Below are 26,679 nucleotides of genomic sequence, written 5' to 3' on the forward strand. Positions count from 1 at the left end.
TCTGCTTCAGGCAGGCTCGGGTCAGCGGGCGGCGTTGGCCAGCTCGGCTGCCTTGTCGGCGCCTTCGTCCATGGAGGTGGCGAGGGTGACCAGCGGGTGGTTGGCCTCGTTGAGGATGCGGCGGCCCTCTTCGACGTTGTTGCCGTCCAGGCGGACGACCAGCGGCTTGTTGGCGCTGTCGCCGAGGATCTCCAGGGCCTTGACGATGCCGTTGGCGACCGCGTCGCAGGCGGTGATGCCGCCGAAGACGTTCACGAAGACGCTCTTGACCTGCTCATCGTTGAGGATGACGTCCAGGCCGGCGGCCATGACGGCCGCGGAGGCGCCGCCGCCGATGTCCAGGAAGTTGGCCGGCTTCACGTTGCCGTGCTTCTCGCCCGCGTAGGCGACGACGTCGAGGGTGGACATGACCAGGCCCGCACCGTTGCCGATGATTCCGACCTCGCCGTCGAGCTTGACGTAGTTGAGGTCGTTGGCCTTGGCCTTGGCCTCGAGCGGATCGGCGGCGTCCTTGTCCTCCAGGGCCTCGTGGCCGGGCTGGCGGAAGGCGGCGTTCTCGTCGAGGGAGACCTTGCCGTCGAGGGCGACGATGTCGCCGGCGCCGGTCTTCACCAGCGGGTTGACCTCCACCAGGGTGGCGTCTTCCTTGGTGAAGACATCCCACAGCTTGGTGATCGTCTCGGCGACCTTGCCGCGCAGTTCCTCGGGGAAGCCGGCGGCGGCGACGATCTCGTCGGCCTTGGCCGCGTCGATGCCCACGGCCGGGTCCACTGCGACCTTGGCGAGGGCGTGGGGACGCTCGACGGCGAGCTGCTCGATCTCCATGCCGCCTTCGACCGAGCACATGGCCAGGTAGTTGCGGTTGGCGCGGTCCAGCAGGACGGAGAAGTAGTACTCCTCGGCGATGTCAGCGCCCTGCGCGATCATCACCTTCTTGACCGTGTGGCCCTTGATGTCCATGCCGAGGATGTTGGACGCGTGTTCGAACGCTTCGTCCGCGGTCTTGGCGACCTTCACGCCGCCGGCCTTGCCGCGGCCGCCCACCTTGACCTGGGCCTTGACGACAACGACGCCGCCGATCTTCTCCGCTGCGGCTTTCGCTTCTTCAGGAGTGTGCGCCACGATGCCGGCCAGCACGGGTACTCCGTGCGCCTCAAACAGATCGCGCGCCTGATATTCAAACAGGTCCACGGGCTAGTGTCCTTCTACGTCGAAGTAGGTTTACGTCGATCTCGCGATCGAGAAGCAGGTGCGTGACCGCGGGCCTGCCCCTTGGGAACTTTACCGCCCGCGCTCCGGCACGGTCCCCAGAGTACCTGTTTAGTGATCAAGGGCACAGTTCTATGGTTTGTAGAAAATACGGGGTTTGCGATATGGCGCGCCCCCTGCTCAGGATTCCTTCGTCAGCGGGGCATAGCGCAGCAGCAGCCGCTTCTCGCCGGCGTCGAACTTCACCTTCGCCACGGTCTTGTCGCCGCTGCCCTCCACGGAGAGGACCACGCCGTGCCCGAAGCTGTTGTGGTTGACCTTGTCCCCCACCACCACGGAGATGACTTCCTTCTGCGGCTGCACCCGGCCGATGGCCTTGGCCTTGGCCACCGGCGGCACCGGATCACCGGTCGCGGCGCTGTTCCCGGCGCCCCACCAGGAGCCGCCGTAACGGCTGCCCGTGGAGGAGATGGACCCGCCGCCGCCCCAGGCCGGGCGGTCCATGCCTTCGCGCTTCCACTCGATCAGGTCGGCGGGGATTTCGCCGACGAACTGGCTGGCGGGGTTGTACTGGCTCTGGCCCCACATGCTGCGCACCTCGGAGCGGGTCAGGTAGAGCCGCTGCCGGGCCCGGGTGAGCCCGACGTATGCGAGCCGGCGCTCCTCAGCCAGTTCCGCGGGGTCGGTGGCGGAGCGCTGGTGCGGGAAGATGCCCTGTTCCATGCCGGTGAGGAAGACGACGGGGAATTCCAGGCCCTTGGCTGTGTGCAGGGTCATCAGGGTGACCACGCCCTGCCGCCTGGATTCCTCCACCGCTGCCGCGACCTCCTCGGCGGAGTCGGCGGGCGCGTCGGGCACCTGATCGGCGTCGGCGACCAGGGAGACCTGTTCCAGGAACTGCTCGAGGGTGCCTTCGGGGTTCTCCCGTTCGTATTCGCGCACGACGGCGACCAGCTCTGCCAGGTTCTCCACCCGGGACTCGTCCTGCGGATCGCCGCTGGAGCGCAGCTGCGCCAGGTAGCCGGTCTGCTCCAGCACGGCCTCAAGGGCGGCGGACGCGCCGGAGCCGGAGGCCACCTCGGCGAGGTCGTCGATCAGCTTCACGAAGCCGTTGACCGCATTGAGGGAGCGGGTGGCCAGGCCCGGCGCCTCGTCGGCGCGGCGCAGGGCGGCCATGAAGGACACACGTTCGCGTTCGGCCAGGGCCGCGACGGCGTACTCGGCCCGGTCGCCGATGCCGCGCTTGGGTTCGTTGAGGATCCGGCGCAGGTTCACGACGTCGTCCTGGTTGACCAGCACGCGCAGGTAGGCCAGGGCGTCCTTGATCTCCTTGCGCTCGTAGAACCGGGTGCCGCCGACCACCTTGTACGGCAGGCCCACGCGGACCAGCACGTCCTCCAGGGAGCGGGACTGGGCGTTGGTGCGGTAGAAGATGGCGACGTCGCCCGGGCGCAGGTTCTCCTCGTCCTGCAGCCGGTCGATCTCCTCGGCGATGAAGCGGGCCTCTTCGTGCTCGTTCTCGCCCACGTAGCCGATGATCCGGTGCCCGGCGCCCTCGGCGGTCCAGAGCTTTTTCTCGGGCCGGTTCGGGTTGCGGGAGATCACGGCGTTCGCCGCGTTCAGGATGGTCTGCGTGGAGCGGTAGTTCTGTTCCAGCAGGATGGTCCGGGCCTGCGGGTAGTCCTTTTCGAAGTCGTTGATGTTGCGCACGTCGGCGCCGCGGAAGGCGTAGATGGACTGGTCGGAGTCGCCGACGACGGTCAGTTCGGCCGGCGGGACCGCCTCGCCGTCGTTCCCTGCTTCGTCGACGGCGGGGACACCGGCGCCGACCAGTTCCCGGACGAGGGCGTACTGGGCGTGGTTGGTGTCCTGGTATTCGTCCACCAGCACGTGCCGGAAGCGCCGGCGGTAGTACTCAGCCACGCCGGGGAAGGCCCGGAACATGTACACGGTCTGGGCGATCAGGTCGTCGAAGTCGTAGGCGTTGGCCTGGCGCATGCGCTCGGTGTAGCCGCGGTAGACCTCGGCCACGGCCGTTTCGAACGGGTCGGACAGGTTGGCCGTGGCGGCGAAGGACTCGTCGTCGATCAGTTCGTTCTTGAGCGTGGAGATCCTGTTCGCGATGGCCTTGGGCGTGAACTTCTTCGGATCCAGGTCCAGTCCGCGGGCCACCAGGGTGATCAGCCGCAGCGTGTCCGCCGAGTCGTAGATGGAGAAATTGGAGTTCATTCCCACGGCCTTGGCCTCGCGGCGCAGGATCCGCACGCAGGAGGAGTGGAAGGTGGAGATCCACATGCTCTGCGCGGCCGGGCCGATCAGGGCCTCGATCCGTTCGCGCATCTCGGCAGCGGCCTTGTTGGTGAAGGTGATGGCCAGGACCTGCCCGGGCCGGGCCCGCCCGGTGGCGAGCAGATGCGCGATCCGGTGGGTCAGGACGCGGGTCTTGCCGGACCCGGCTCCGGCCACGATCAGCAGCGGCGAGCCGGCGTGCTTCACCGCCTCCTCCTGCTGGGGGTTCAGCCCCTCGAGCAGCTCGGCGGCGCGGGCTTCGTCGACGCGGTGCCCGCCGGAGCCGGCACGGCCGGCCGAGGGGCCGCCGTCCGCAGGGTTCCCCCCGGCCGGGCCGCCGCCCTTGGCCCGCCGGGCATCCTTGGTCTCGGGATCGTCTTTGGCGGGCGCGGCGAAGTAGGGATCGAAGAGAAAGTCCATGGTGGGCTTAAGTCTAGGCGCTGCCCCTGACGCTTTGCTGGGCGGAACCGGCGCGGCGCCGTTCAGCCCACCAGGGCGCTGCGGATCTCCCGGACCGCAGTGCGTCCGCCGGCGATGTGCCAGCGGAAACCGTTGACCTCGACGACGTCGGTGGCTCCCCCGGCGGCGAGCACGATCGCCTTGCCGGGCAGCCAGTCCCATTCCGGGCAGCTGTGCTGGAACCAGGCACCGAGCCGGCCGGAGGCCACCGATCCCAGGTCGCAGGAGCCCGAGCCCAGCATCCGGATGGTCGCGGTCCGGGAGGCGGCGCGGGTCCAGGGCCCTGCCACCTCGGGACGCGGCAGCCAGGTGGGGTGCAGGTAGCTGCCGGCCGAGATCCGGTCCAGGGGAGCGTCGTCCATCACGAGGGCGCCGCCGTTGAGGGTGGCCGGCCGGCCGATGCCGCCGAGGTAGAGCCGTTCCTCCTGCGGCTGGTAGACGGCGCCGAGCAGGACCTCGGGGTCGCCGTCGAGCGGGGCGGCGTCATCGCTGCGCAGGGCGAGCGCCGAGCACCAGTAGGTGGAGCCGGCGGAGAAGTTGTAGGTGCCGTCCACCGGGTCGATCACCCAGGACCGGCCGGAGCTGCCGCGCACGCTGGCGCCCTCCTCGCCCACGATGCCGTCCTCGGGGCGCAGCGCGCGCAGCCTCTCGACGATGAGTTTCTCTGCGGCGTGGTCCGCGGCGGTGACGACGTCGGACACAGAGGTTTTCTGCTGGACGTCCAGTCCGCTCCCGCGCATGCGCAGGGCAAGCTGCCCGGCTTCACGGACCAGGTCGGCGGCAAGGTCGAAGTCTTCGCGGCTCGGGGTCAGGCTCATGGGCCCAGCCTAGCGAACCCTCTCTCCGGCGTTCAGCCATACTGGAACCATGTCCAAGACTCCGGCCCAGCGGGCAGCCAAGCACGGAGACCGGGCCGTTCCCGGCAAGGCCGTCCCGCCCGCCAATCCCACCGTCCAGCGCAGTCCGCAGCAGGCGCAGTCGAACGCGAACCTGATCATCATCGCGGGGGTGGTGACCACGCTGTTCCTGTTCTGGTACTACCACCTGCTGACGCTGAACCAGATGACCCAGCTCGCCGGCGGCCTGGCCATGCCCGATTCGCTCATCGGCGGCTATGACCTGGCCTACCTTGAGTCCCTGCGCGGCGTGATGGACGCCGATGCCCTGGGGCAGCTGAGCTACCTGCACAAGACTGCCGGCCTGCTCTTCCCGCTGATCTTCGGCTTCACGTGGCTGCTGCTGATCGGCCAGAACACCCGGCGCCGAACGCTCCGCTGGGTGCTCTGGTCCGCTCCGCTGCTGTTCGTGGTCGTCGATCTGTGGGAGAACGTCGCCATCGATGCGGCGCTGGGCGCCGCCGAGCTAACCGCGGGCGACGCCGCCCTGGCCGGCGGTCTCACGCTCGCCCGCTGGATCCTGCTCGGCCTCAGCCTGCTCGCTGCTGTGGCGGCCGTGTTTTCCCGCCGGGTTGGACGGCCACCAGAACCTGTCACCCAGCAGGAAGGTTAGCGCCGGGACGATCACCGTTCGCACCACCAGCGTGTCCAGCAGGACGCCGATGGCCACCAGGATGCCGACCTGGGTGAGCGTGACCAGCGGCAGCACGCCCAGGACCACGAACACCGCGGCCAGCAGGATGCCGGCGCTGGTGATCACGCCGCCGGTGGAGCGCAGCGCGGCGAGCATGCCCTTCGGGGTTCCCATGGTGCGGGCGTTCTCCTTGGCCCGGGTGACCAGAAAGATGTTGTAGTCCACGCCCAGCGCCGACAGGAACAGGAAGGCGTAGAGCAGCGTCAGCGTGTCCATGGCCGGGAAGTCGAGCACGTACTTGAACAGCAGCCAGCTCAGGCCGGCGGCGGAGAAGTTGGTCAGCAGCACGGTCACCACCAGCAGCACCGGCGCCACCAGCGCCCGCAGCAGGGCGACCAGGACCAGGAAGATCAGGATCACGACCGCGGTCACGACCAGGGTCATGTCGTGCTGGTTGGCCGCCAGCTGATCCACCCGTTCGGCGGCTTCGCCGCCCACGAGTCCGCCGTAGGAGCCGTCCGCCAGGACCTGGCGCATCTCCTCGACCTGGGCGTTGGCCTCATCGGTGCCGGCTTCGTAGCCGGTGATGACGCTCAGCTGGGTCCGGCCGTCGCTCTCCGAGCCCGGGCTGACGGAGTCAACCCCGTCCACGGACTGCAGGTCGGTGACGGCGGCGTCCACCGAACCGGTGTCCACCAGGACCGTCAGCGGTGTGGTGGAGCCGGCGGGGAAGCCTTCGGCGAGGGTCTCCGCTGCGGTGACGGCCTGGGGCTTATCGGTGAACTGCTCGTTCTCGCTGAGCCCGATCTGGACGTTGAACAGGGCCGCCCCCATGGCAATCAGCACGACGAGCGCCGAACCGGCAATGATCTTGGGCCGCTTGTAGGTGGCCTCGCCGAGCCGGCCCCAGAACTTGCCCTCACGGGACGGGTCGCCGACCTTGGGCACGAACGGCCAGAACAGCCGTCGTCCGAACAGGACCATGGCGGCCGGCAGCAGGAACAGCGCGCCTGCCATGGCCAGCACCACGCCCGTGGCAGCGGAGAAGCCGAGGCCCCGGTAGCTGAGCGTGTCGGTGAAGAGCAGGGTCAGCAGCGCCAGGACGACGGTGCCGCCGGAGGCGATGATGGCCTCCCGGGTCCGTGTCAGCGCGATGCCCATCGCCTCGTAGACCGATTCCTTGCGGCGCAGCTCCTCGCGGTAGCGGGCGATCAGCAGCAGCGCGTAGTTGGTCGCGGCGCCGAAGACCAGCACGCTGGTGATGCCGACGGCGGAGGGGTCCACTCCGATGCCGGTGACCGGTTCCAGCAGCTCCACCACGTGCAGCGCGAGCTGCTCTATGGTCGCCACGATGGCCAGCGGCACCAGCCACAGCCATGGGGAGCGGTAGGTCACGATCAGCAGCACCGCCACGATGATGGCCGTGAACAGCAGGAGCGTGAAGTTGGCCCCGGCGAAGACGCCGGCGAGGTCGGCGGAGAACGCGGCCCCGCCGGTCAGTTCCGCGGTCAGTTCCTCGCCGGAGGCCTCGGAGATGGTCTCGCGCAGCTCGGCGACCTCTTCCTCGACCGCGTCGCCGTTGTCGGTGGTCGCCTGCAGGGTCACCGGAACCAGCGTCACAAGGTTGTTCTCGGACACGATCGGGGGCACCTGCGCCGGCGGGGCTTCGACGCCCAAGTCGGTGGCCGCCGTCGTGATCTCTCCGACGGTGGCCAGGTCCTCCTGCGCCAGCTCGCCGCCGTCGGCCCGTGAGACCACGATCAGGGCGGTTGCGTCCTGCGCATCGGGGAAGTCCTCGAGGAGCTGCTCCACCTCGGCGGACTGGTACTTGTCGCTGAGGCCGCCGACCGCGACCTCCCCGGTGTCCTGGGCCGGGATCGCGAAGGCGCCGCCGATGACGACCGCTCCCGTGATCAGCGTCGCCGCCGCGGTCTTCGCGGACCGGACTATTCCTGCAAACATGGGCTTCTCCTGATATGGGAAGATATCTCTGGTAGAAAGTATCTCAAAAGTAGAGATACTTCAACGCCGAGTGGATGCATTTCTATGTATATTGGAGGCCGATGACGAACGGACGGAGTGCGGTGGAGGACCAGCAGCGGCTGCGGTGGAACATCATCACCGCCATCCGGGGCCTGAGCCTGGACGGCCAGCGGGTGGCGGATGTCTTCGCGCACCGCAACGGCCTCAACGCCACCGACATGCGCGCCCTCGTGATGATCATGGAGGCGGAGACAAAGGGCGAGCCGCTCACCGCCGGCCAGCTCAGCGCCGCCCTCGGCACCTCCTCCGGCGCCACCACCGCAGTGATCGACCGGCTGGAGCGGATCGGGCATATCCACCGACTCAAGGGGCACAGCGACCGGCGCAAGGTCACGCTGCACTTCGAGCCGGTGGCCCGGGACCTCGCCGGAGCCTTCTTCGGTCCCCTCGGGTCGCTCGCGGACGGCGTCATGGACCGCTACACGGAGCAGGAGCTGGGCATGATCCTGGACTTCCTGGTGCGGATGCGCGGCAGCTACGACCGGCATCTGCAGTCGCTGCGCGACGGCGCCGACGACGCCGCGCTGCCGCCCTCCGGAGGCGAACAGCCGGCCGGCCCGCTGAGCGGCACGCGGGGCTCCGGTGGCACGGACCGGATCGAAAACGGGTAAGCTGATTACCGCGCCGGCCCCGCCGGCCCGCCTCCGTAGCTCAGTAGGATAGAGCGGCCCTCTCCTAAAGGGCAGGTCGTCGGTTCGATTCCGGCCGGGGGCACTTTTGCTGCCCGGTCGCTGCCTGCTCCGAAGCGCACCGCACGTCCGCCGGGCAGCCCGCTCCCCCTCCGCTGACGGGTCTCCCCGGTGTCTTCCGCTTCACGGGCGGGGTTCCTGTGTTCCTATTTCACTGCGCCGGCAGTCAGACCGCCGATCAGGCGTTTCTCGATAACGGCAAACAGGATGATCACGGGGACAATCGCCACGATCGAAACGCCGAAGACGTACTGCCAGCTGGTGGCGTACTGCCCAATGAACTTGGTCAGGGCCACCGAAAGCGGCTGGTTTTCCGACGTGGACATGATGACCAGGCTGGCGGCGAACTCGTTCCAGGCGGACACGAACGTGAAGATCACAGCCGTGACGACGCCCGGCCACACCAGCGGCAGGTTAATGGTGAACAGCACCCGGAGTCTCCCGGCTCCGTCGATCTGGGCCGCCTCGTCGATCTCCCGGGGCACCGCAGCGAAAAAGCTGTGCATGATCCAGAGCGCGAAGGAAAGGTTGAAGGCGGCGTTGATCAGGATCATCGCGAGCCAAGTGTCGTTCAGGTCCAGCCACAACATCTGCCGAAAGAGCCCTGCAGTCAGGACAGCGGGCTGGAGCATCTGGGTAACAATGACCAGGAACAGGAAGGCCATGCGGCCCGGGAAACGGAAGCGGGCCGTGTAGTACGCCGCCGGGGTGGCAACGAGCAGGACCAGGACGGTGGCGCACACCGCGATGACAATCGTGGAGACGAGGTTGAAAGGCAGCGGCGTCTCGGGGGTGTCCCACATGGTGGCGTAGTTTCCGAACTGCAGCCCCTCCTGCGGGAGGTAAGCAGGCGGAACACCGAGGATCTCGGCCCGTGTTTTGAGCGACCCCACCAGCATGATCAGATACGGCGACAGGAAGACCAGTCCGATGAGGGCGCCGACGGCTGACCGGGCTGCCATACGGCCCCGGCCGGCCCCGCCTGCGCGGTGCCGCGATGGGCGCCCGTGCAGCTCCAGCGGCGGGCGGGCCTGGACCGGGGCGGGAGCGGTGGCAGCCATCTCATGCCTCCTTCATTGGCTTGACGATCCTGACGTAGACGGCGACGATCACCAGCACCGCGGCGAAATTGACCACGCTGAGGGCGCTGGCGATATCCAGCCGCCTGTCGAACTGCAGCACCTTGAAGATGTAGGTCATCAGGGTGTCGGCGCTGTATCCGGGAATAGAGCCGGTCATGATGCGCAGGATCGGCAGGTTGTTGAAGACGTTGATGATGTTGATCAGCACCGCGACCGCCAGGGCTCCTCGCAGCTGTGGCAGCACCACGCTGAAAAACGTCCGTGCCGGGCCGGCGCCGTCCATTTTTGCGGCCTCGAGTGCGTCGTCACCGATCGCCTGGAGCCCTGCAAGCAGCGTGTAGGTGGTGAAGGGCAGCGACACGAAGACACCCACGATGACTGCCGCCGCCAGAGCGGAGGTGACGTTCTTGGTGAAGCCGTAGCTCGAGTCCATCAGCCCGACGTCGACCAGGAGCTTGTTGATGATGCCGTAGTCCCGGTCCAGCCCGTAGTAGAACACTGTGGTGGTCATCACCACGCTGGCGGCCCACGGCACCACGACGGCCATCCGGACCAGCGTGCGGCCCGGAAAGGGCTTGTTAAGGAAGTTGGCCAGCGCCAGGGAAATCAGCACGGTCAGGGTCACGACAGCCACCACCCACACCACTGTGTTGACCATGATCCGTGGCAGGTTGGGATCGGAGAACACCGTGGCGAAGTTCTCGAATCCCACGCCCTCGACGTCGGTGCCTGCCTGGCTGATCCGGCGGGTGGAGTTGTAGACCATATACCCGGCTGGGAAGATCACCACTCCAAAAATCAGCACCAGCACGGGTCCGATCCACAGCAGGGCGGGTGCCAGCCCCTCGCTGCGGCGTGAACGGCGTCCGATCGTCGTGCGCGGCCGGGGCAGTGTGCGCATGGTCGGTCCCTTTCTCGGTACGGGGCCGGTTCCGAGAGCGATACCGGCCCCGCGGCGGGCTGCAGATCAGGATTCGTCGGCTTTGGCCTGGATCTGCTCCAGGACTGCGGCCGGCTCCTGGTCCTCAAGTTGACCCATCAGCGACTTGAAGGCTCCGTCGGTGGCGTTCCAGCCCGGATTGGTGGTGGGGTAGAAGCTGGCGCTGGGCAACATGTCCAGGAACGGCTTCAGAGTTTCGTCGGAGCCCATTGCTTCGGATCCGCTCTTGGTGGTCGGCAGGAAACCCTCCGTCTGCACCCAGTTCAGGTACTGGTCCTGTGCGAAGAAGAAATCCATGAACGCGGCGATGGCTTCGGTTTTGTCCTCGTCACTGCGGAAAGCCATCAACCGATCCGCCACGCCCAGGGTTGCGGGTTCACCGGTGTTGGTTGGAACGCTCGCCACCCCGTAGTTCAGGTCGGGGTTCGACTCCTCGATTTGACCTACAGTTTGCGGGAGCCCATACACCATGCCGATCTGCCCCTGGACAAAAACGTTGATCATCGGTGTGCGCTGGGTCGCGCCGGGATCCGGCTGTGTCACTCCATCGGCAATCATCTTCTTCATGAAGGCGGCAGCCTCGACGTTTTCCGGGCTGTTGACGGTGATGGAACTTTCGTCACCGAAGCCGCCGCCGTTGCCGGCGAACCAGATGAGGCTCTCGCCCTGGGCTTCCTCGGAGCCGAGCGGCATGCCATAGCCGGGCGTCCCGGTATCGGAGATTTTCATCGCGGCGTCGTAGAGCTCGTCCCAGGTGGTCGGCGGCGCCTCGATTCCGGCCTGGTCAAAGAGGTCCTCGTTGTAAAACAGCGCACGGACCGAGGCGATGAGGGGCAGACCGTACTGGGTCCCTTCGAAGGTCTCGTTCTCCGCGAAGGACTCCTGGAAGTCGGCGAGCGTGTCCTCGCCGGCGACTTCCTCGGCCGGATACAGCAGGCCCTCGTCGGCGAATCCCGAGAAAGGTCCGCCGTTGTAGATGTCCGGCGCCTCACCCGCCTGGATCTTCGTCTGCAGGACCGACTCGAGGTTCTCCCAGGATTCGACCTGCAGGACGACATCGATTCCCTCGTTTTCGGCCTCGAAGTCTTCGATCACGCCCTCCCACAGGGCTTTGGTTCCGTCGGAATAGGTGGGCACGAGCAGGTCGAGAGTAGTAGTCGATCCGTCGTCGTCGCCTCCCTCTGCGCCGAATCCGCAGGAGGAGAGGGCCAGTGCGCCGACAGTGGCGACGGCAATCAGACCGGAGGGCACGATTCGCTTCATGGAATCCTCTTTCGGGTCGGTTCGGAGGTGGTCGCTGACACCGGCATATGGCCGCTTGACGCGCATTCGTCCGGGAGAACTCTTCCGCGCTGGAGTTTGAGTGATTGAAAGTGATGTCTTCGCGCTGCTCACGCTCATCGACAAGCAGTCGAATGCCCACATGCTCGCCCTCGGCTGTGCACCCGTCAAGAGGAAAAAGCGGTCTTTTTCGCACGGAATGGCATCCGTATTCGACTACCTGCCTGCACGTTTCTGCTCTCTGGACATATCGAAAGATCATGATTCACCATGAGCTATCGCGCACCCCGGTCAGCGGGGCGCGGCCCGAAAGGAGCCCCGCATGCCGCACACTCCGACCACAGCTCCAGGTCTCGGGGCCGCCCAGCCCGGGCAGTGGATGCGCAAGGAACTCGAGTCACAGCCGGACATCTGGGAGCTGGCCATTGCCCGGGCGGAGGCGGAGCACCTCCTCCCCAAGCCCACCGCACGTGTGGCCGCAGTGGGATGCGGCACCTCCTGGTTCATGGCCCAGGCCTTCGCTGCGGCCCGGGAGTCCTCGGGGCTGGGCGAAACGGATGCCTTTCCGGCTTCCGAAGCGGCCGTCGTGCCCACCCGCGGGTACGACGGAGTGATCGCCATCAGCCGGTCCGGAACCACCAGCGAGGTCCTCGAACTCCTCCGGGTGCTGCGGTCGGCGCCCATTCCCACCATCCTGCTCGTGGGCGATGCGAATACGCCTGCTGCCGAACTGGCCACGGCCGTGGTGGCGCTGCCTTTCGCGGACGAGACCTCTGTGGTCCAGACCCGCTTCGCCACAGCCGCTCTCTGCTACCTGCTGACTTCCCTGGGCTGGGACCTGTCCCCAGCGGTGGACGGTGCGCGCACCGTGATCGCGGAAGAGATTCCCGCAGACCTGTTGGCCGCGGAGCAGTTCACGTTTCTGGGCCATGGGTGGACCGTGGGGCTCGCCCATGAGGCGGCCCTCAAAATGCGCGAGGCCGGGCAGGAGTGGACGGAGTCGTACCCAGCCATGGAGTACCGGCATGGCCCCATCGCCATCGCGGCTCCCGGCCGCGTCACCTGGCTGCTGGCGCCCGCACCCGAGGGCCTCGGAGACCAGGTTCGCGGCGCCGGTGCCCACTTCGAGGCAGCCTCCCACCATCCGCTCGCCGAGCTCGTCCGAGTGCACCGCCTCGCTCTGGCCCGCGCACTCGCGCGCGGGATGAACCCCGACCGGCCGCGGAACCTGACCCGTTCCGTGATCCTCTCCGGTTAGGAGGCCATCGTGTTCGTCTCACCGCCGCAGGACGAGGGTCTGGTCCTGGCCTTCGATGTGGGCGGAACGGATATCAAGGCCGCCCTGCAGGATAATGCCGGCCGTTTCCGTGGACTGATGCGCGTGCCTACTCCGCAGGATGCGCGCCGGCCGGGGGACATCATCGTTGAACGGGTCGCCGAGCTCGCACAGGAGTACACTGTCCGGGCTGAGGGCCGCCCAATCCGCTCCGTCGGATTCGTCGTGCCCGGACTCGTTGATGAGGACGCCGGAACCGGCATCCTCGCAGCGAACCTGGGCTGGCGCAACTACCCCTTCGCCTCCCGCCTGCACGAGGCCACCGGACTGCCGGTCGCCTTCGGACACGACGTTGGGCTTGCCGGCGAGGCGGAAATGCGCGTGGGCGCCGGCCGCGGACTGTGTGACGTGGTGGTCCTCATCGTCGGGACCGGGATTGCCGGCGCCGTGTTTGCCGACGGACGTCGCGTGCGCGGCGGCGGGTTCGCCGGCGAGTTCGGTCACATGCCCGCCGGCGGCGGGCTTCCCTGCCCTTGCGGAGCCTCCGGCTGCCTCGAGACCGTTGCCTCGGCAGGTGCCATCGCGCGCAGATTCGCTGACCGGACAGGCTCGCCGGCGCGGGAGGCCCGGGAGGTGCTGGCCGCCGCGCGGAAAGGAAACGCCGCTGCCCGCGACATCTGGAACGATGCGGTCGAAGCCCTTGCGACCGTCATCTGCCAGACCGCGGCCGTCCTGGGCAGCGAGGCGGTCATCTTCGGCGGCGGGCTTTCCCAGGCAGGTCCCGCACTGCTGGACCCATTGGCCAGGCTGACCGACGCCAGGCTTTCCTTCCATCGCCGGCCCCGGCTGCTGCGCTCCGCGCTGGGCCAGGACGCAGGGCTGGTGGGGGCGGCGATGCGGGCCAGGGACCTGCTGGGCGGCGCATCATGAACGCAGCACGGAACCTGATCCTGACCCTCACCCCCAACCCCGCGCTCGACGAGACCTACGACCTCGCCGCGCTGGTTCCCGGCAACAGCCATCGGGTGCCCCCGCCCTTGTCCCGCGCCGGCGGCAAGGGGCTCAACGTCGCCCGGGTGGCTCATCAGCTCGGCTTTCCCGCGCTGGCGCTCGCACCGCTCGGAGGGCCGACCGGCGCTGCCTGCCGCGACGAGCTGGCCGCCGCGGGGGTTCCGCACAGGTTGTCTGAGGTCTCCTCCCCCACCCGCCGTTCCATGGCCTTTGTGGACAGGGCCAGCGGCCTGACCACCATCATTAACGAGAGTGGCGTGCCCCTGGATGACCCCGACCGGGAACATCTCTTCGCGCTCGTCGAACGGGAGCTTCCGCACGCCGGCTGCGTGGTCGGCTCCGGCAGCCTGCCACCGGGAACACCCTCCGACTTCTACGCCCGGCTCGCACGGTACAGCGCTGCTGCCGGTGTGCCCTGCATCGTGGATGCCTCAGGTCCGGCGCTGCTGGCAGCAGCGGCGGCTGGAGTATTCGCGGTGAAGCCGAACCGGGAGGAACTTCTGGAGACCACCGGCTGCTCCGACGTCGGAGCCGGCGCCGATGTCCTGATCAGGGCCGGTGCCAAGCATGTTTTTGTCACGTCCGGATCCGAGGGCATGCGGCTGTTCAGCGCGGCCGAGCCTGAGACCTGTCTGGCTGCCTCACTCGGCCGCGTGCTGCGAGGCAACCCCACAGGTGCCGGTGATGCGGCAGTTGCGGCGCTCGCCGTCCTGCTGGCGGCCGGGCAACACGACCCGTGTCGCCTCATTCGGACAGCCACGGCGTGGTCGGCCGCGGCTGTCCTGATGCCCGTTGCCGGAGAAATCTCCACAAGGCACGGCGAATTCAGCGACGAAATCCGTGTCAGAAGAGTCCGTCGCCATCCGCCGCACCGGGAGCAGAACGAATGAGCCTCATACCCACCCGTAGCCTGGTCGACGCCGCCGTTTCCGCCGGCACCGGCATCGGCGCCTTCAACGTCCTGCATCTGGAAACGGCGGAGGCCATTGTCCTCGGCGCCGAGGAGGTCGGCCTGCCGGTTATCCTGCAGATCTCCCAGAACTGCGCCGCCTATCACGGCGGGTTGGAGCCTTTGGCACTGGCGTGCCGGTCCGTCTCCGCCGCCGCCTCGGTTCCGGTGGCTCTGCATCTGGACCATGCGGAGGACCAGGCCCTCATCAGGGAGGCTTTGGACCTGGGCTTCGGGTCGGTCATGTACGACGGGTCGGGCCTGCCCTACAGCGACAACGTGGCGGCGACGACATCGGTGGTGAAGCACGCGGAGCCCTACGGCGCCTTCGTCGAGGCTGAGCTTGGCAGAGTCGGAGGCAAGGACGGCGCACACGCGCCGGGGGCCCGTACCGACCCCTTCGAAGCTGCGGACTTTGTTCTGGCCACCGGGGTCGACGCCTTGGCTGTCGCCGTCGGTTCCTCACATGCAATGACCCGGCGCAGCGCGGAGCTGGACCTGATGCTCATCAGCGACCTCCGCCATGCGCTGCACGTGCCTCTGGTCCTGCACGGTTCTTCCGGCGTGGGGGACGAGATGCTCGCGGCCGCAGTACGGGCGGGCATGACTAAGATCAATGTTTCAACTCATTTGAACGGGTTTTTTACCCGTGCCGTCCGGACTGTTCTGGAAAATACTCCCGAGCTGGTGGATTCACGGAAATATCTCCATGCCGGCCGACAGGCCCTCGCGCCGGAGGCAGGCAGGCTGTTGGCCCTCCTCTCGCTCGGCGGGAGGAGCCCCGGTGGCCAAGATTAGGATCCAATGGACAAGACAGAGCGCCTGAACGCGATACTTGACCTGCTCGCGGCTCAGGGCAAAGTGCAGATTGAGGACATCGTGTCCGGGCTGGAAGTGTCCGCCGCCACGGCCCGGAGGGACCTGGATGCCCTGGCCGCCCAGCGCCTGCTGACCCGCACACGCGGCGGAGCCACGATGGAAGCCGTGGCCTACGGCCTTCCCTCGCGGTACACCCGTGACGTATTCGCGACACAGAAGGAGGCAATTGCCCAAGCCGCGAGCGCACTTGTACCGCGCGGCGCCGTGATCGGCCTCTGCGGGGGAACCACCAGCACTGCCATAGCCAAGGCCTTGGGTATGCGGCGGGACCTGATGGAACCGTCCAACAAGCCCACGCTCACCGTAGTGACGAACGCCATTAACATTGCGGTTCAGCTGGTGGTGCGGCCCAACATCCGCATCATGGTTACCGGCGGCGTGGTGAATCCCCGCTCCTACGAACTGGTCGGCCCCTATACCGACACCATTCTGGAGCGGGTTGCCCTGGATTTCGCTTTCGTCGGCGTCAACGGGTTGGACCCCGAGGTGGGGCCGACCATCAGTGACGAGGGCGAGGCGGCAGTCAACTCGCTGATGTCCCGCCGGGCCTCGGAAACGTACATCGTGGCCGACTCCTCCAAGATCGGCAGTCGCAGCTTCGCTACCCTCAGCGATTTCGAGTTCCGTAACCTGATCACCGACAACGGCATCACCGTCCAGCAAAAGGCCGCCTTCGAAACCGGCGGCACCCGGGTCATCGTCGCCGACCCGGCCAAGGCGGGCCCGGCCCGCCCCTGACACCGGCCCGGACCTGCCCCACGGCAGCGTTGCCTACGCCGATGGCAGCTGGGTGGGCGCCGTTTCCTGGGCGGGTTCCCTTTCCTGGGCCGGGCTGTCTCCACCCTCGCTGAACTGGGTCCGGTAGAGCTCTGCGTACCGGCCGCCTCGGGCCAGCAGATCCGCGTGGGTGCCCTGCTCGGCGATGCGCCCGCCCTCAATGACCAGGATGCGGTCCGCCGAGCGGATGGTGGACAGCCGGTGCGCGATGACGACCGCCGTCCGCCCGGCCAGTGCTTCGGTGAGCGCGGCCTGGACCGCCGCCTCCGACGTGGAATCCAGGGACGCCGTCGCCTCGTCGAGCAGCACGATGCGCGGGCGGGCCAGCAGCAGCCGGGCAATCGTCATCCGCTGCCGTTCCCCGCCGGAAAGACGGTAGCCCCGCTCCCCCACCATCGTGTCCAGGCCGTCCGGCAGCGAACGGACCAGGTCTTCGAGCCGGGCCCGGCGCAGCGCGTCCCACAGCTCCTCATCGGTTGCCTCCGGCCGGGCCAGGCGCAGGTTGGCGCCAATGCTCTCGTGGAACAGGTGCCCGTCCTGGGTGACCATGCCCAGGGCGCGGCGGATGTCCGCGAAGGACAGGTCCCGCACGTCCGTGCCGCCGTAGCGGACCGCCCCGGCGTCGACATCGTAGAGCCGCGCCAGCAGCCCGGCGATGGTGGACTTGCCCGCGCCGGAGGACCCCACCAGGGCCACGGTCTGGCCCGGTTCCACCCGGAAGGAGATCCCGTGCAGCACCTGTTCGCCTCCGCGGGAGTCGAGCACGGCAACGTCCTCCAGCGAGGCCAGCGACACCTTGTCCGCGGTCGGGTAGGCGAACCGCACGTCGTCGAACTCCACGCTCAACGGCCCCTCGGGCAGCGGCGCCGGTTCCGGCTTCTCCTGGATCAGCGGCTTCAGGTCCAGGATTTCGAAGACCCGCTCGAAGCTCACGACGGCGCTCATCACTTCCACCCGGGCGTTGGCCAGGGCGGTGAGCGGTGCATAGAGGCGGGTCAGCAGCAGCGCCAGGGTCACGACGTCGCCCGTGTTCAGCCGCCCGGTCAGGGCGAACCAGCCGCCCAGCCCGTAGACCAGCGCGAGGGCCAGGGCGGAGACCAGGGTCAGCGCGGTGACGAACACGGTCTGCATCATGGCGGTCTTCACGCCGATGTCACGCACCCGCGCGGCACGGACCTTGAACTCGGCGGATTCCTGCTCCGGGCGGCCGAACAGCTTCACCAGGGTGGCGCCGGGAGCGGAGAACCGTTCGGTCATCTGCGTGCCCATGGAGGCGTTGTGGTTCGCCGCTTCCCGGCGCAGCGCGGCCAGCCGCCCGCCCATGCGGCGGGCGGGCAGCAGGAACACCGGGAGCAGGGCCATGGCCAGCAGGGTGACCTGCCAGGAGGTGCCGAGCATGACGATCAGGGTCAGGACCAGGGACACCAGGTTTCCGACGACGCCGGAGAGCGTGCCGCTGAAGGCCTGCTGCGCGCCGATGACGTCATTGTTGAGCCGGCTGACCAGGGCACCGGTCCGCGTGCGGGTAAAGAAGGCGACCGGCATCCGCTGCACGTGGTCGTACACCCGGGTCCGCAGATCCAGGATCACGCCTTCGCCGATCCGCGAGGAGAACCACCGGGTAGCCAGTGTGACGCCGGCGTCGGCCACCGCCACTGCGGCGATCAGCAGGGCCAGCCGGACCACCGTCTCGGCCGGGCTCCCGGCGACGATGGCGTTGACGACGTCGCCGGCCAGCACCGGCGTCGCGACGGCCAGGACCGCACCCAGCACGGAGAGCAGGACGAATCCCGCCAGCCGCCGCCGGTAGGGGCCGGCGAAGTCAATGATCCGGCGCAGGGTGGCTCGGGAGATCCGGCGGTCGCCGTCGCCGGCCCGGGAGATGCGGTAGAGCGAGTTCCAGGCCGCGCCTTCCATGCTCATGGGTGTGCCTCCTCGGGCATTAAGTACTCTGTTTCAGCTTATGCCCGGCACACGCGTGCTCCGCGCCGCGCCGGGGGAACCCGCTGGTACACTTCCTATCGCCGGCCATCGTGTGTGGCGCATCACTGGAGAAAGGCCGCCATGTCAACGGCTCTCAGGATCGATGGCGGGACCCCCGGCGGGGAGGCCGCGGGACTGCCCGCACTGGTTGCCGTCATGGACCCCCTTCTGTGCGCTGAAGTCACTGCCGCCCTGACCGCCGGCGGACTGCGGCCCGTGCCGTTCCCCAGCCGCGGCGAGGCGGCCTGCACCCAGGAAGCGGCCGCGCTTGCCGTCGTCTGCGAACAGACCATCGCCTCGCTGGCCCCGGCGCAGGCTGCCCGGCTGCGTTCAGCCGGGAGCGATTCGCCGCTGCCGCTGCTGCTGGTGACCACCGGCGCCCTGCCGCCGGTGGAAGAAATGGTCCGGCGCGGCATCACCGATTTCGTCCTGGCCGACAGGGTCGGCCAGGACCTGGGCTACCGGGCGGCGCTGATCCAGGCCGAGACCCTGTTCGCCCGCCGCCGCCGCGCCTCGGCCGGGACGCTGCGTGAACGCGCCCGGCGTATCTCGGCGGCCGTGCGCGCCACCAACGATCCCGACGCCATGGCAGAGGTCGTGGTGCAGGGGCTGGTGAATGCGTTCGAGGCGGATCACGCGGTGCTGCTGACGTTCCCGGATGAACGGGTTCCCCAGCTGAGCCTGGCCTTCAGCCGGGAGCACGCCGCCGGCGCGGCCCCCGTGCTCAGCGGTCCAGCCGTCGAGGATTTCGCCCGGCAGCTCTGGGCTGAAGGACGGGTCGCGAGCGTGGAGGACCATTTCCGGCCCGCCGACGAGCCGGAACCGCTCCAGGAGGAGGCGCTGTCGGCGGAGGTGCGGGCCTCGGTCTTCCTGCCGCTGGGCCACGGCGAAGCGTCGTTCGGCATGCTCTGGCTCGCGGCCTCGGCCGGGCCCCGGACCTTCACCAGCACCGAGCTGTCCCTGATGCAGCATGTCTGCGGGAACCTGGCGCACGGCCTGGTTCAGGGCCACCTGATCACCGCGCAGCGCAAGGTGATGGCGCGGCTGCGCGAGCTGGACCAGGCCAAGACCACCTTTGTTGCCACTGTCAACCACGAGCTGCGCACCCCGCTGACCTCGATCACCGGCTATCTCGACCTCATCCTGGACGGGTCGGGCACGCAGCTGCCGGCCGACGTGCAGCAGATGCTGGCCATCGTGGGCCGGAACGCCAACCGGCTGAACCAGCTGATCTCCGACCTGCTGACGCTCTCCCGCAGCGACGCCCGAGAGTCCACACTGGACGTTGAGGAGATCGACCTGGCCGGGCTGTTGTCGGAAGTGGGCGATTCGCTGGCCCCGACCGCCGACGCCGGCGGCGTGGCCGTGCACGTGGACTGCGCCGTCCACACGCTGCTTGTGGACGGCGACTGCGACCAGCTCGAACAGGTCTTCACGAACCTGCTGTCCAACGCGGTGAAGTTCACCCCCGCCGGAGGTACGGTCCGGGTCAGTGCGGGGATGGCGCCCTCGGAGCTGTCCGGGCCGATGGTCCGGGTCAGCATCGCGGACACCGGCATCGGAATTCCGGCCGACGACCTGCCCAAGCTCTTTCAGCGGTTTTTCCGGGCGTCCAACGCCACCTCCGCGGCCATCCCGGGCACCGGACTGGGCCTGGCGATCGTGCAGGACATCGTGCACCAGCACGGGGGCGAGCTGCAGGTGGCCTCAGAGGTCGGCCGGGGAACGACGTTCACGGTCCAGCTGCCGGCCCGGGCCTGAACCTGCGCCGCCGGGCTCAGGCGAGGACGCGCTGCTCTCCGGTGTAGCAGTTCAGCGAGGTGCCGCGGCTGAAACCGATCAGCGTCATGCCCGCCTCGTGCGCCAGTTCAGCCGACAGCGAGGACGGCGCGCTCACCGCGGCCAGCACCGGAATTCCGGCCATCTGCGCCTTCTGGACCAGTTCGAAGGACGCCCTGCCGGAGACCTGCAGCACCATGCCGCGCAGCGGGAGCATGCCCGCGCGCAGCGCCCAGCCCACCACCTTGTCGACGGCGTTGTGGCGCCCTACGTCCTCGCGCAGGCACAGCAGCTCCCCTTCATGGTTGAACAGCCCCGCGGCGTGTACGCCCCCGGTACGGTCGAACAGCTTCTGTTCCCGGCGCAGCCGGTCCGGCAGGGAAGCCAGCAGGGGCAGCGGGAAGGCTTCGTCGTCCTCGGCCAGGTTGAACCGGGCCTGTTTGCGGACGGCGTCGATGGACGCCGTGCCGCAGATCCCGCAGGAGCTGGAGGTGTAGACGTGGCGTTCCAGGGACGTGTCCGGGGGCGCGACGTCGGGGCGCAGCTGCACGTCCACGACGTTGAAGGTCTGCTGGCCCTGGTCGTCGGTGCCGGCGCAATAGCGCAGGCTGACGATCTCGCCCGGGGCGCTGACCACGCCCTCGGAGACCAGGAACCCGGCGACCAGGTCAAAGTCGTCCCCGGGGGTGCGCATGGTGACGCTGAATGACCGGCCGCCGACGCGGACCTCCAGCGGCTCCTCTCCGGCCAGCACGTCCTCGCGCCTGCCGGCGCCGCCGTCGAGCCGGAAGCGGGTCACCTTCCGGCGCTGGGTGAGACGGGGCATGGTTCCTCCTGACTGGGTGGTGGATCGCCGGCTCAGCGGCCGCTGCCGGGCGTCGGCGCCTCGCGCACCTTCCACGGCAGCGGAAGCGCCAGCAGCGGCTCGTCCGGCTGGCATCCCTCCGCGGGGATGACCATGACGGCGTCGGCCTCGGCCAGGCCCCGAAGCATGCCGGAGCGGAAGTAGGGCGAGGTATGGGCCCTGCCGTCCCGGATGGTGCAGGGCACCAGCCTGGTCCGGCCGGGCAGCGGCTCGACGGCCGATGCCGCCAGCACGTGGTGCGGGCGGGCCGGCCGGGCGCCGCTGAGCCCTTCGAGCAGGGGCTGCAGCACGGTGAACACGGCCATCATCGCGGCCAGCGGATTGCCCGGCAGCGCCACCACCAGACGTCCGTCCTCCAGCCTCGCCAGCATGGTCGGGTGCCCCGGGCGCATGGCGATCCCGTCGATGAGCAGCTCGGCGTTCACCTCCTCCAGCGCGAGACGGAGGTGGTCGGCATCGGACCGCCCGGTGCCGCCGGTGGTGACCAGCACGTCGCCGAAGCTCATCGCGATGGCGCTCTCATCCGTCGCTTCGGTGGTCAGCGCCGCGACCACGTCCTCGAAGCGGTCAGGGAGCCGGCGTACGACGTCGACGTGCCCGCCCAGCATGCCGATCAGCTGGGGCAGCTGGGGGCCGAACGTGTCACGGACCTGGCCGGTGTCGGGCAAGCCGGCTTCGATGACCTCGTCTCCGGTAAGCAGCAGCGACACCCGCGGGGCCCGCAGCACGGGCAGCGTATCGTGCCCGCACACCGCCGCCAGCGCGATATGGGCAGGGTTAAGGGTGGTTCCGCCCGGAATGACGACCTCGCCTGCTGCGGCTTCCTCCCCCGCCGGCCGGATGTGCTCGCCGGGCCGCGGCTCATCGGCTCGGGCGGCCGGAGCCAGGCTCAGGATTCCGGCGCCGTCCAGGAGCCCGCTTTCGCTGCGCAGCACGCTGTCCGCACCCTCCGGCACCGTCCCGCCGGTGAGGATGGCCACCGCTTCGCCGGGCTGCAGCGGGCGGCGTCCGGATTCCCGGTGGATCTGCCAGCGCTCGGGCTCGGGCTCGGGCTCCTTGAGCCGCCAGGGGGCGGTGCCCGCCACGGCCCAGCCGTCCATGGCGGCGGAGGCGTAATGCGGCACGGGCTGGAGTGCGCGGGCGTCCTCGGCGAGCATTCGGCCCAGCGCCTCGGCCAGCGGCACCGTCTCCACCGGCAGCCCGGGAGCGGCGGCATAGGCGGTGCGTCGGGCTCCGTGCCAGTCCGCGTGCGCGGAGGGCCGGGGGGCTGCGGGTGCCAGGGGATCAGTCATTGCGGTCCTCCTCACCGGCAAGGGCGCGGCACTCTGAGCCTGCCGCCCGCATCGCTGCGCGCATGGCGACGGCGTCCGGGGCCTGCGCGCTTCCCACCGCCACACCGGCGGCGTAGCCGGCGATAAAGGTGGTCAGCGGGGCGGCCGGCCGGACCACCGAGTGCGCGGCGTCGGCGGCAAGCTTCAGCACGGCGCCCACGTCCACCGGCGTGCCCTCCAGCTCGAGTGCTCTCAGCAGCCTGGCGCTCCAGGCCTCAAGCTGCTCCTCCTGGCTTGCCATACGTGCTCCTCCAGTGCAGTTCCGGTGCCCCGGCGTTCGACGGTCCGGGGCCGGCGACGGCGCCGGCCCGCCGGGCGTCCTCCCATGTGTCGACATCGGAGGTGCTGCCTGCCGGAACGGGTACTTCCCTCCTCTGCACCCTAGCAAGGAGTTTGAACACGGACAGGTTCTCCAATCCTCCGGCTCCGCGCTGCTCGCGGACGGCGGCCCGCAGCGCGGCGGTGTCGTGCAGGCCTGCCAGCGGCTGGGCGCGGCCTTCCGTGCAGGCCAGCAGCGACGTCCCGGGCGGCACGCCGTCGGGGCTGCCCGCCGCCTCCAGCAGGGCGTCGACGGCGGCGGCGATCCCGGGCATGTCGCAGGCCAGCACCAGCAGCCACGGCGCGCCGGCACCGGCGCGCTCAAGCGCATCGAGCCCGGCGCCGATGGCTGCGGCGGGTCCGCTGTAGGGCGGGTCCTCACGCACCGACAGGCACTGCCCGGGGGCAAGGCCGGCTGCCCGCAGGTATTCTTCCGGGCCCACCACGGCCACCTGTCCCGCCCCGGCTGCCGCCTCCACGGTCCGCGCCAGCAGGGTTTTGCTCCCGGCCCTCAGCAGCGCCTTGGGTTCTCCGCCGAGGCGGGACGATCGGCCCCCGCTCAGAATGAGCGCATCATGGGCAGGCACCCCGGACCCCGGCTTCGCCGGCTGCGGGGTTCCGTCCGCCGGCAGGTCGGTACCGGTCATGCTGCCGTGTCGCTGCCCAGGAAGGCGTGCCACTGCGGCGCGGGACGTTCCAGTTCCCGGATCTGCCAGCGGGCACCGCGCGGCGGCTGCGGACGAAACCGCAGCTCCCAGCCGAGCTGCTTGAGCGTCTTGTCCCCCTTGGCGTTGTTGCAGCGCAGGCAGCACGCCACGAGGTTCTCCCAGCTGTCTCCGCCGCCCCTGGACTTGGGCACGACGTGGTCCACGGTCGCGGCCGCCTTGCCGCAGTAAGCGCACCGGTGGTCGTCACGGCGCAGCACGCCGCGCCGGGTGGCGACCGTGCCCTCCCGGTACGGCACCCTCACATACCGGTTCAGGAGGATCACCGAGGGTCGTGCGAACACTTCGTTGGGGCCCACCACCGGTTCCCCGCTTTCGGCCACCACGCTGGCCTTGCCGGCCAGCACCAGCACCAGGGCGCGCCGGAAGGTGACCACGGCCAACGGCTCGTACCCTGCATTCAGAACGAGAGTGCGCATGCACAGTCCTCTTCGCCTGCATTCTTCGCGGCGGTTCTCCAGGAGCCGCCACGCAGAACGGTACAACGGATCGACAATGCAAGGGTAAGCCCAGCCTCCGGTCTTGACTATTTATCCGCCCCGCGCCGGCCCGCCGCCGCGGGGCGGGACAACGTGCAGACGACACAAAAGGGACCCGCGGGCGGGTCCCTTTGGTGTTTGGTTCTGTGTGGCGCGGTCTAGCCGCCGACGCGGATGTACACGCCGCCGGAGCCGAGCTCGGCATCGGCAATCACCGTGGTGTTGCCGTTGAAGCCGCCGTGCACGGCCTTGCCACCGCCGATGTAAACCGCGATGTGGGCCAGGCCCATGCCGCCGTCGGCGTAGTAGATCAGGTCGCCGGGGACAGCCTCCGCCGCGCTCACGGTGCGGCCGAGCGAGAGGTAACCGGCCGGCCAGCCGTGATAGTTGATGCCCGCGGCAGCCAGCGCGTTGGTGGCCAGCGCGGTGCAGTCCTGCATGACGCCGAGCTGCGCGAGCGCGGCGCTGGCGATAACAGCGGCGGTGCCGCCGGCCGGGGCAGGTGCCGGAGCAGGCGCCGGAGCGACCTGCTGGGACTGCAGGGAGACGTTGGCCGCTGCCGGAGCGGAGGCGGCCGGGGCAGCCGCAGCCGGGGCTGCAGCCTGCTCCTGGACGGCGACGGGCTCGACCGCCGGAGCGGCTTCGACCGCCGGAGCGGCTTCGACCACGCCGGCTACCGCCGGGCGCTCAAACGAGACGGGCACGTCGTCGGCCACCAGCAGGGGTGCGTTGGCGATGTCCAGCTTGCTGGTGTGGACCTCGCGCTGCGCCTCCACCGGAGCCCCGGAGGCGGTGGCTGCGGCGCCGGAGGCCAGGACCAGGCCTGACGCAGCGGCGATGACTGCGGCCTGGCGGCCGACGGTACCGGCGTTGGAGGACACTGCATCCGCCAGAGCGGAGAAGGTGTTGCGCTCGACTGCGGCCCGGTGGCGGGCGCGCTCAGGTGTCGTAGTCATGCTGATTCTTCCTTGAGTGGTTACGACAACTGGTGTCTAGCTGACGCGGACGAAGCTGGCGCCCGGCAGGTCGGAAAGGTTGTGCAGGGCGGTGTTGAAGCCGTTGAAGCCGCCGCTGATGACCTGGCCGTTGCCGACGTAGATGGCAACGTGGCCCGGGGTGATCACAAGGTCGCCGGGCATTGGCGAACCGACCACGGAGCCGTACGCGTAGAACTGGGCCGGGGCGAGGTCGCCCACGGACTTGCCGGCGGCGCGCAGGGCCTTCTCCACCATGGCGGTGCAGTCCTGTGCGACGCCGATCTGGGAGTAGGCGGAGCCGACCAGGATGTCGGCGACGGCGCTGGCGGCCGGGGCGGCCTGGACGGCGACCTCGGCGGCCGGGGCCGGTGCGGCCTGGGCGGGAGCTGCCGGCGCCGGAGCAGCGGCCTGCTGGACGGCGGTGCGCTCGGCGGCGACGGCGGCAGCCTGCTCTGCTGCTGCCTGCTCGGCGGCTGCCTGCTCGGCGGCGGCGCGCTCGACGGCGCCGGATTCGGAAACAACCTGCTCAAGGCCGGCCAGCTGGAACGGAGCGTCGGCCGGAACGGACAGGGCGCCGCCGCCGGTGACGATGTTCAGGGGCAGGGCCTCAAGTGCCTGGCGCTCGGTGCTCGGGGCGGCCTGGGCCGGGATACCGGCGGCCAGCACGAGGCCGGACGCGGCGGCTACGACGGCAGCCTGGCGGCCAACGGTTGCAAGCGGGCTCGTGGAAGTGCTGGCCGCCCGACGGCGGCCATGGGTGCGTGATGACAAAGCTGTGCCTCTCCCTACGCCTACGAGGTGAGCTGTCGGGTTCGGATGGGAGTCACCCGGCTGGGCGGCGCGAAGCCGCTCAACTTAACCCCAAGGGCACCAAACGGTGCCCGAAAATTGGTTCCCCCGCCCCTGCCATGCGATTGTGCGAACGGACCTCAAACAGTGGCAGAGCTAGGCGATCTGCTCGAGGGTGCCTGGCCGTTGGGGTGCCGGGCACGGTGACGACCCTACAGGAAGCTTTCAGGAATGTCACGTTCCGGTCACAGAACGGTATGTCTGCGGTTACAACCAGCCCAGGGGGTCGACGACGTCGCCGTTTACCATTACCTCAAAATGCAGGTGGCAGCCCGTGGAGGCGCCGGTGGATCCGCTGGCTCCGAGGAGCGCGCCGCGGTCCATCGTGTCCCCTACGGCCACGTGGATCGCGGAGAGGTGGTTGTAGGTGGTCTCGACACCGTTGCCGTGGTCGATGACGACGCGCTGGCCGCCCCCGTACGGGTGCCAGCCGGCGAAGGTGACGGTTCCGGCCGCAGCCGCAGTGACATCCGTGCCGCAGGCCGCTGCAAAGTCCTGGCCCCGGTGGAGCTCTCCGCTCATGCCGGTAATGGGGGACACCCGGTAGCCGAACCCGGACGTGGACACCATTTCGGCGTTGAGGGGCTTGGCCAGCGTTCCCTTGGCGGCGGCCGGGGTGACGGAGGAGGCCGCAGCCGCCACCGTGACCTCCTGCAGGCGGGCCTCGGGGTCGTACCGGCTGCTCAGGCCGGCGCGCTCGAAGCTGACCTGGGCGGCGGGATCAGCCGTGACGGTCTCCTGGACCGCAGCAGCGGCCTGCACCTGCGGTTCCGGCTCGGCCGCTGCTGTGGTAGGAATGGCGACGCTCAGGATGAGGCCGGAGGTCGCCGCCGTAATGGCAACCTTCTGGGCGGTGTCCCCCACGGAGTGGTGCTTGGTTTCGGCCCGCCGGCGTCCGCTCTGGGAGCGCGGGCGCGCAGGTGTTGCCGGGGCAGACGCACGGCGCCTGCCCGAAGCAG

The 26,679-nt window shown here is 69.1% G+C and carries 24 protein-coding genes, 1 tRNA gene, 1 pseudogene and 1 riboswitch; of the genes and pseudogenes, 10 read left to right on the top strand and 16 right to left on the bottom strand.

Translation table 11 applies throughout. From position 1 onward, the window contains the following. Positions 1–21: 21 nt before the first annotated feature. The 3 genes from sucC to AC5RUW_RS15690 form a co-directional block, all read right to left on the bottom strand. Positions 22–1,191, bottom strand: a complete 1,170-nt coding sequence (sucC, locus tag AC5RUW_RS15680) for an ADP-forming succinate--CoA ligase subunit beta (RefSeq protein ID WP_494161533.1) — start codon at positions 1,189–1,191, stop codon at positions 22–24. A gap of 198 nt (positions 1,192–1,389) precedes the next feature. Continuing rightward, positions 1,390–3,918, bottom strand: a complete 2,529-nt coding sequence (pcrA, locus tag AC5RUW_RS15685) for a DNA helicase PcrA (RefSeq protein WP_494161534.1) — start codon at positions 3,916–3,918, stop codon at positions 1,390–1,392. A gap of 62 nt (positions 3,919–3,980) precedes the next feature. Further along, positions 3,981–4,775, bottom strand: a complete 795-nt coding sequence (locus AC5RUW_RS15690) for an inositol monophosphatase family protein (protein WP_494161535.1) — start codon at positions 4,773–4,775, stop codon at positions 3,981–3,983. A 49-nt stretch (positions 4,776–4,824) separates the two neighbouring features. Between AC5RUW_RS15690 and AC5RUW_RS15695 the strand changes: the two genes are divergently transcribed. Continuing rightward, a complete protein-coding gene (locus tag AC5RUW_RS15695; protein WP_494161536.1) occupies positions 4,825–5,466 on the top strand; it encodes a hypothetical protein in 642 nt (213 codons plus the stop codon). Positions 5,467–5,487: 21 nt separating this feature from the next. On the opposite strand, the pseudogene AC5RUW_RS15700 reads toward AC5RUW_RS15695, so the two are convergent. Then, positions 5,488–7,449: pseudogene (locus AC5RUW_RS15700) on the bottom strand (MMPL family transporter); the annotation flags it as partial. A 101-nt stretch (positions 7,450–7,550) separates the two neighbouring features. Here AC5RUW_RS15700 and AC5RUW_RS15705 point away from each other — a divergent pair. Both AC5RUW_RS15705 and AC5RUW_RS15710 read left to right on the top strand, forming a co-directional pair. After that, a complete protein-coding gene (locus AC5RUW_RS15705; protein ID WP_494161537.1) occupies positions 7,551–8,141 on the top strand; it encodes a MarR family winged helix-turn-helix transcriptional regulator in 591 nt (196 codons plus the stop codon). Positions 8,142–8,170: 29 nt separating this feature from the next. Continuing rightward, positions 8,171–8,244 (top strand) — tRNA-Arg (locus tag AC5RUW_RS15710). 121 nt (positions 8,245–8,365) lie between these two features. Here AC5RUW_RS15710 and AC5RUW_RS15715 read toward each other — a convergent pair. The 3 genes from AC5RUW_RS15715 to AC5RUW_RS15725 all read right to left on the bottom strand — a co-directional run bounded on the left by AC5RUW_RS15715 (position 8,366) and on the right by AC5RUW_RS15725 (position 11,504). Then, positions 8,366–9,280 (bottom strand): carbohydrate ABC transporter permease, encoded by a 915-nt coding sequence (locus AC5RUW_RS15715; RefSeq protein ID WP_494008449.1) that lies wholly within the window; start codon positions 9,278–9,280, stop codon positions 8,366–8,368. 1 nt (position 9,281) lies between these two features. Continuing rightward, the gene (locus AC5RUW_RS15720) at positions 9,282–10,202 is read right to left on the bottom strand and encodes a carbohydrate ABC transporter permease (RefSeq protein WP_494008450.1); all 921 of its coding nucleotides are present in this window, start codon (positions 10,200–10,202) and stop codon (positions 9,282–9,284) included. A gap of 66 nt (positions 10,203–10,268) precedes the next feature. Then, positions 10,269–11,504: an extracellular solute-binding protein gene (locus tag AC5RUW_RS15725; protein WP_494161538.1), complete on the bottom strand. Its 1,236-nt coding sequence runs from the start codon at positions 11,502–11,504 to the stop codon at positions 10,269–10,271. A 100-nt stretch (positions 11,505–11,604) separates the two neighbouring features. On the opposite strand from AC5RUW_RS15725, the gene AC5RUW_RS15730 reads away from it, so the two are divergent. The 6 genes from AC5RUW_RS15730 to AC5RUW_RS15755 are packed head-to-tail and all read left to right on the top strand — an operon-like array spanning position 11,605 to position 16,375. Continuing rightward, entirely contained in the window at positions 11,605–11,796 is a 192-nt protein-coding gene (locus tag AC5RUW_RS15730) for a hypothetical protein (RefSeq protein WP_494161539.1), read from the top strand. Positions 11,797–11,844: 48 nt separating this feature from the next. Continuing rightward, positions 11,845–12,780, top strand: a complete 936-nt coding sequence (locus tag AC5RUW_RS15735) for an SIS domain-containing protein (protein WP_494161540.1) — start codon at positions 11,845–11,847, stop codon at positions 12,778–12,780. A gap of 9 nt (positions 12,781–12,789) precedes the next feature. Beyond that, positions 12,790–13,728 carry an ROK family protein gene (locus AC5RUW_RS15740; protein WP_494161541.1) on the top strand — a complete coding sequence of 313 codons (939 nt, stop codon included), beginning with the start codon at positions 12,790–12,792 and terminating at the stop codon, positions 13,726–13,728. Continuing rightward, complete coding sequence (locus tag AC5RUW_RS15745; RefSeq protein ID WP_494161542.1) at positions 13,725–14,699, top strand: 1-phosphofructokinase family hexose kinase; 975 nt, start codon at positions 13,725–13,727, stop codon at positions 14,697–14,699. The genes AC5RUW_RS15740 and AC5RUW_RS15745 overlap by 4 nt, the downstream gene beginning before the upstream one ends. Beyond that, positions 14,696–15,556, top strand: a complete 861-nt coding sequence (locus AC5RUW_RS15750) for a class II fructose-bisphosphate aldolase (RefSeq protein WP_494008455.1) — start codon at positions 14,696–14,698, stop codon at positions 15,554–15,556. The genes AC5RUW_RS15745 and AC5RUW_RS15750 overlap by 4 nt, the downstream gene beginning before the upstream one ends. A 6-nt stretch (positions 15,557–15,562) precedes the next feature. Next, the gene (locus AC5RUW_RS15755) at positions 15,563–16,375 is read left to right on the top strand and encodes a DeoR/GlpR family DNA-binding transcription regulator (protein ID WP_494008456.1); all 813 of its coding nucleotides are present in this window, start codon (positions 15,563–15,565) and stop codon (positions 16,373–16,375) included. A gap of 33 nt (positions 16,376–16,408) precedes the next feature. Here AC5RUW_RS15755 and AC5RUW_RS15760 read toward each other — a convergent pair whose 3' ends face one another. After that, positions 16,409–18,337, bottom strand: a complete 1,929-nt coding sequence (locus AC5RUW_RS15760; RefSeq protein WP_494161543.1) for an ABC transporter ATP-binding protein — start codon at positions 18,335–18,337, stop codon at positions 16,409–16,411. 141 nt (positions 18,338–18,478) lie between these two features. Here AC5RUW_RS15760 and AC5RUW_RS15765 point away from each other — a divergent pair, with 141 nt between their 5' ends. Next, positions 18,479–20,158, top strand: coding sequence for a sensor histidine kinase (locus tag AC5RUW_RS15765; RefSeq protein ID WP_494161544.1), 1,680 nt, complete (start codon positions 18,479–18,481; stop codon positions 20,156–20,158). Between the two features lie 16 nt (positions 20,159–20,174). Here AC5RUW_RS15765 and fdhD read toward each other — a convergent pair whose 3' ends face one another. From fdhD to AC5RUW_RS15805, 8 genes are all read right to left on the bottom strand, one after another. Further along, positions 20,175–21,002, bottom strand: coding sequence for a formate dehydrogenase accessory sulfurtransferase FdhD (fdhD, locus tag AC5RUW_RS15770; protein ID WP_494161545.1), 828 nt, complete (start codon positions 21,000–21,002; stop codon positions 20,175–20,177). Positions 21,003–21,034: 32 nt separating this feature from the next. Beyond that, positions 21,035–22,333 (bottom strand): molybdopterin molybdotransferase MoeA, encoded by a 1,299-nt coding sequence (locus AC5RUW_RS15775; protein WP_494161546.1) that lies wholly within the window; start codon positions 22,331–22,333, stop codon positions 21,035–21,037. Continuing rightward, on the bottom strand, positions 22,326–22,613 hold the full coding sequence (locus tag AC5RUW_RS15780) for a DUF6457 domain-containing protein (protein WP_494008461.1): 288 nt from the start codon (positions 22,611–22,613) through the stop codon (positions 22,326–22,328). Before AC5RUW_RS15780 ends, AC5RUW_RS15775 begins: the two co-directional genes overlap by 8 nt. Next, positions 22,588–23,337, bottom strand: coding sequence for a molybdenum cofactor guanylyltransferase (gene mobA / locus AC5RUW_RS15785; protein ID WP_494161547.1), 750 nt, complete (start codon positions 23,335–23,337; stop codon positions 22,588–22,590). Before mobA ends, AC5RUW_RS15780 begins: the two co-directional genes overlap by 26 nt. Next, entirely contained in the window at positions 23,334–23,834 is a 501-nt protein-coding gene (locus AC5RUW_RS15790; protein ID WP_494008463.1) for an HNH endonuclease, read from the bottom strand. Before AC5RUW_RS15790 ends, mobA begins: the two co-directional genes overlap by 4 nt. 218 nt (positions 23,835–24,052) lie before the next feature. After that, positions 24,053–24,850, bottom strand: coding sequence for an NlpC/P60 family protein (locus AC5RUW_RS15795; RefSeq protein ID WP_494161548.1), 798 nt, complete (start codon positions 24,848–24,850; stop codon positions 24,053–24,055). A gap of 36 nt (positions 24,851–24,886) precedes the next feature. Next, positions 24,887–25,642, bottom strand: coding sequence for an NlpC/P60 family protein (locus AC5RUW_RS15800; protein ID WP_494161549.1), 756 nt, complete (start codon positions 25,640–25,642; stop codon positions 24,887–24,889). 3 nt (positions 25,643–25,645) lie between these two features. After that, positions 25,646–25,802: riboswitch (cyclic di-AMP (ydaO/yuaA leader) on the bottom strand. Between the two features lie 125 nt (positions 25,803–25,927). Then, the gene (locus AC5RUW_RS15805; RefSeq protein ID WP_494161550.1) at positions 25,928–26,584 is read right to left on the bottom strand and encodes a M23 family metallopeptidase; all 657 of its coding nucleotides are present in this window, start codon (positions 26,582–26,584) and stop codon (positions 25,928–25,930) included. Positions 26,585–26,679 lie beyond the last annotated feature (95 nt).

It is taken from the genome of Arthrobacter sp. Y3222053 (assembly GCF_059092805.1).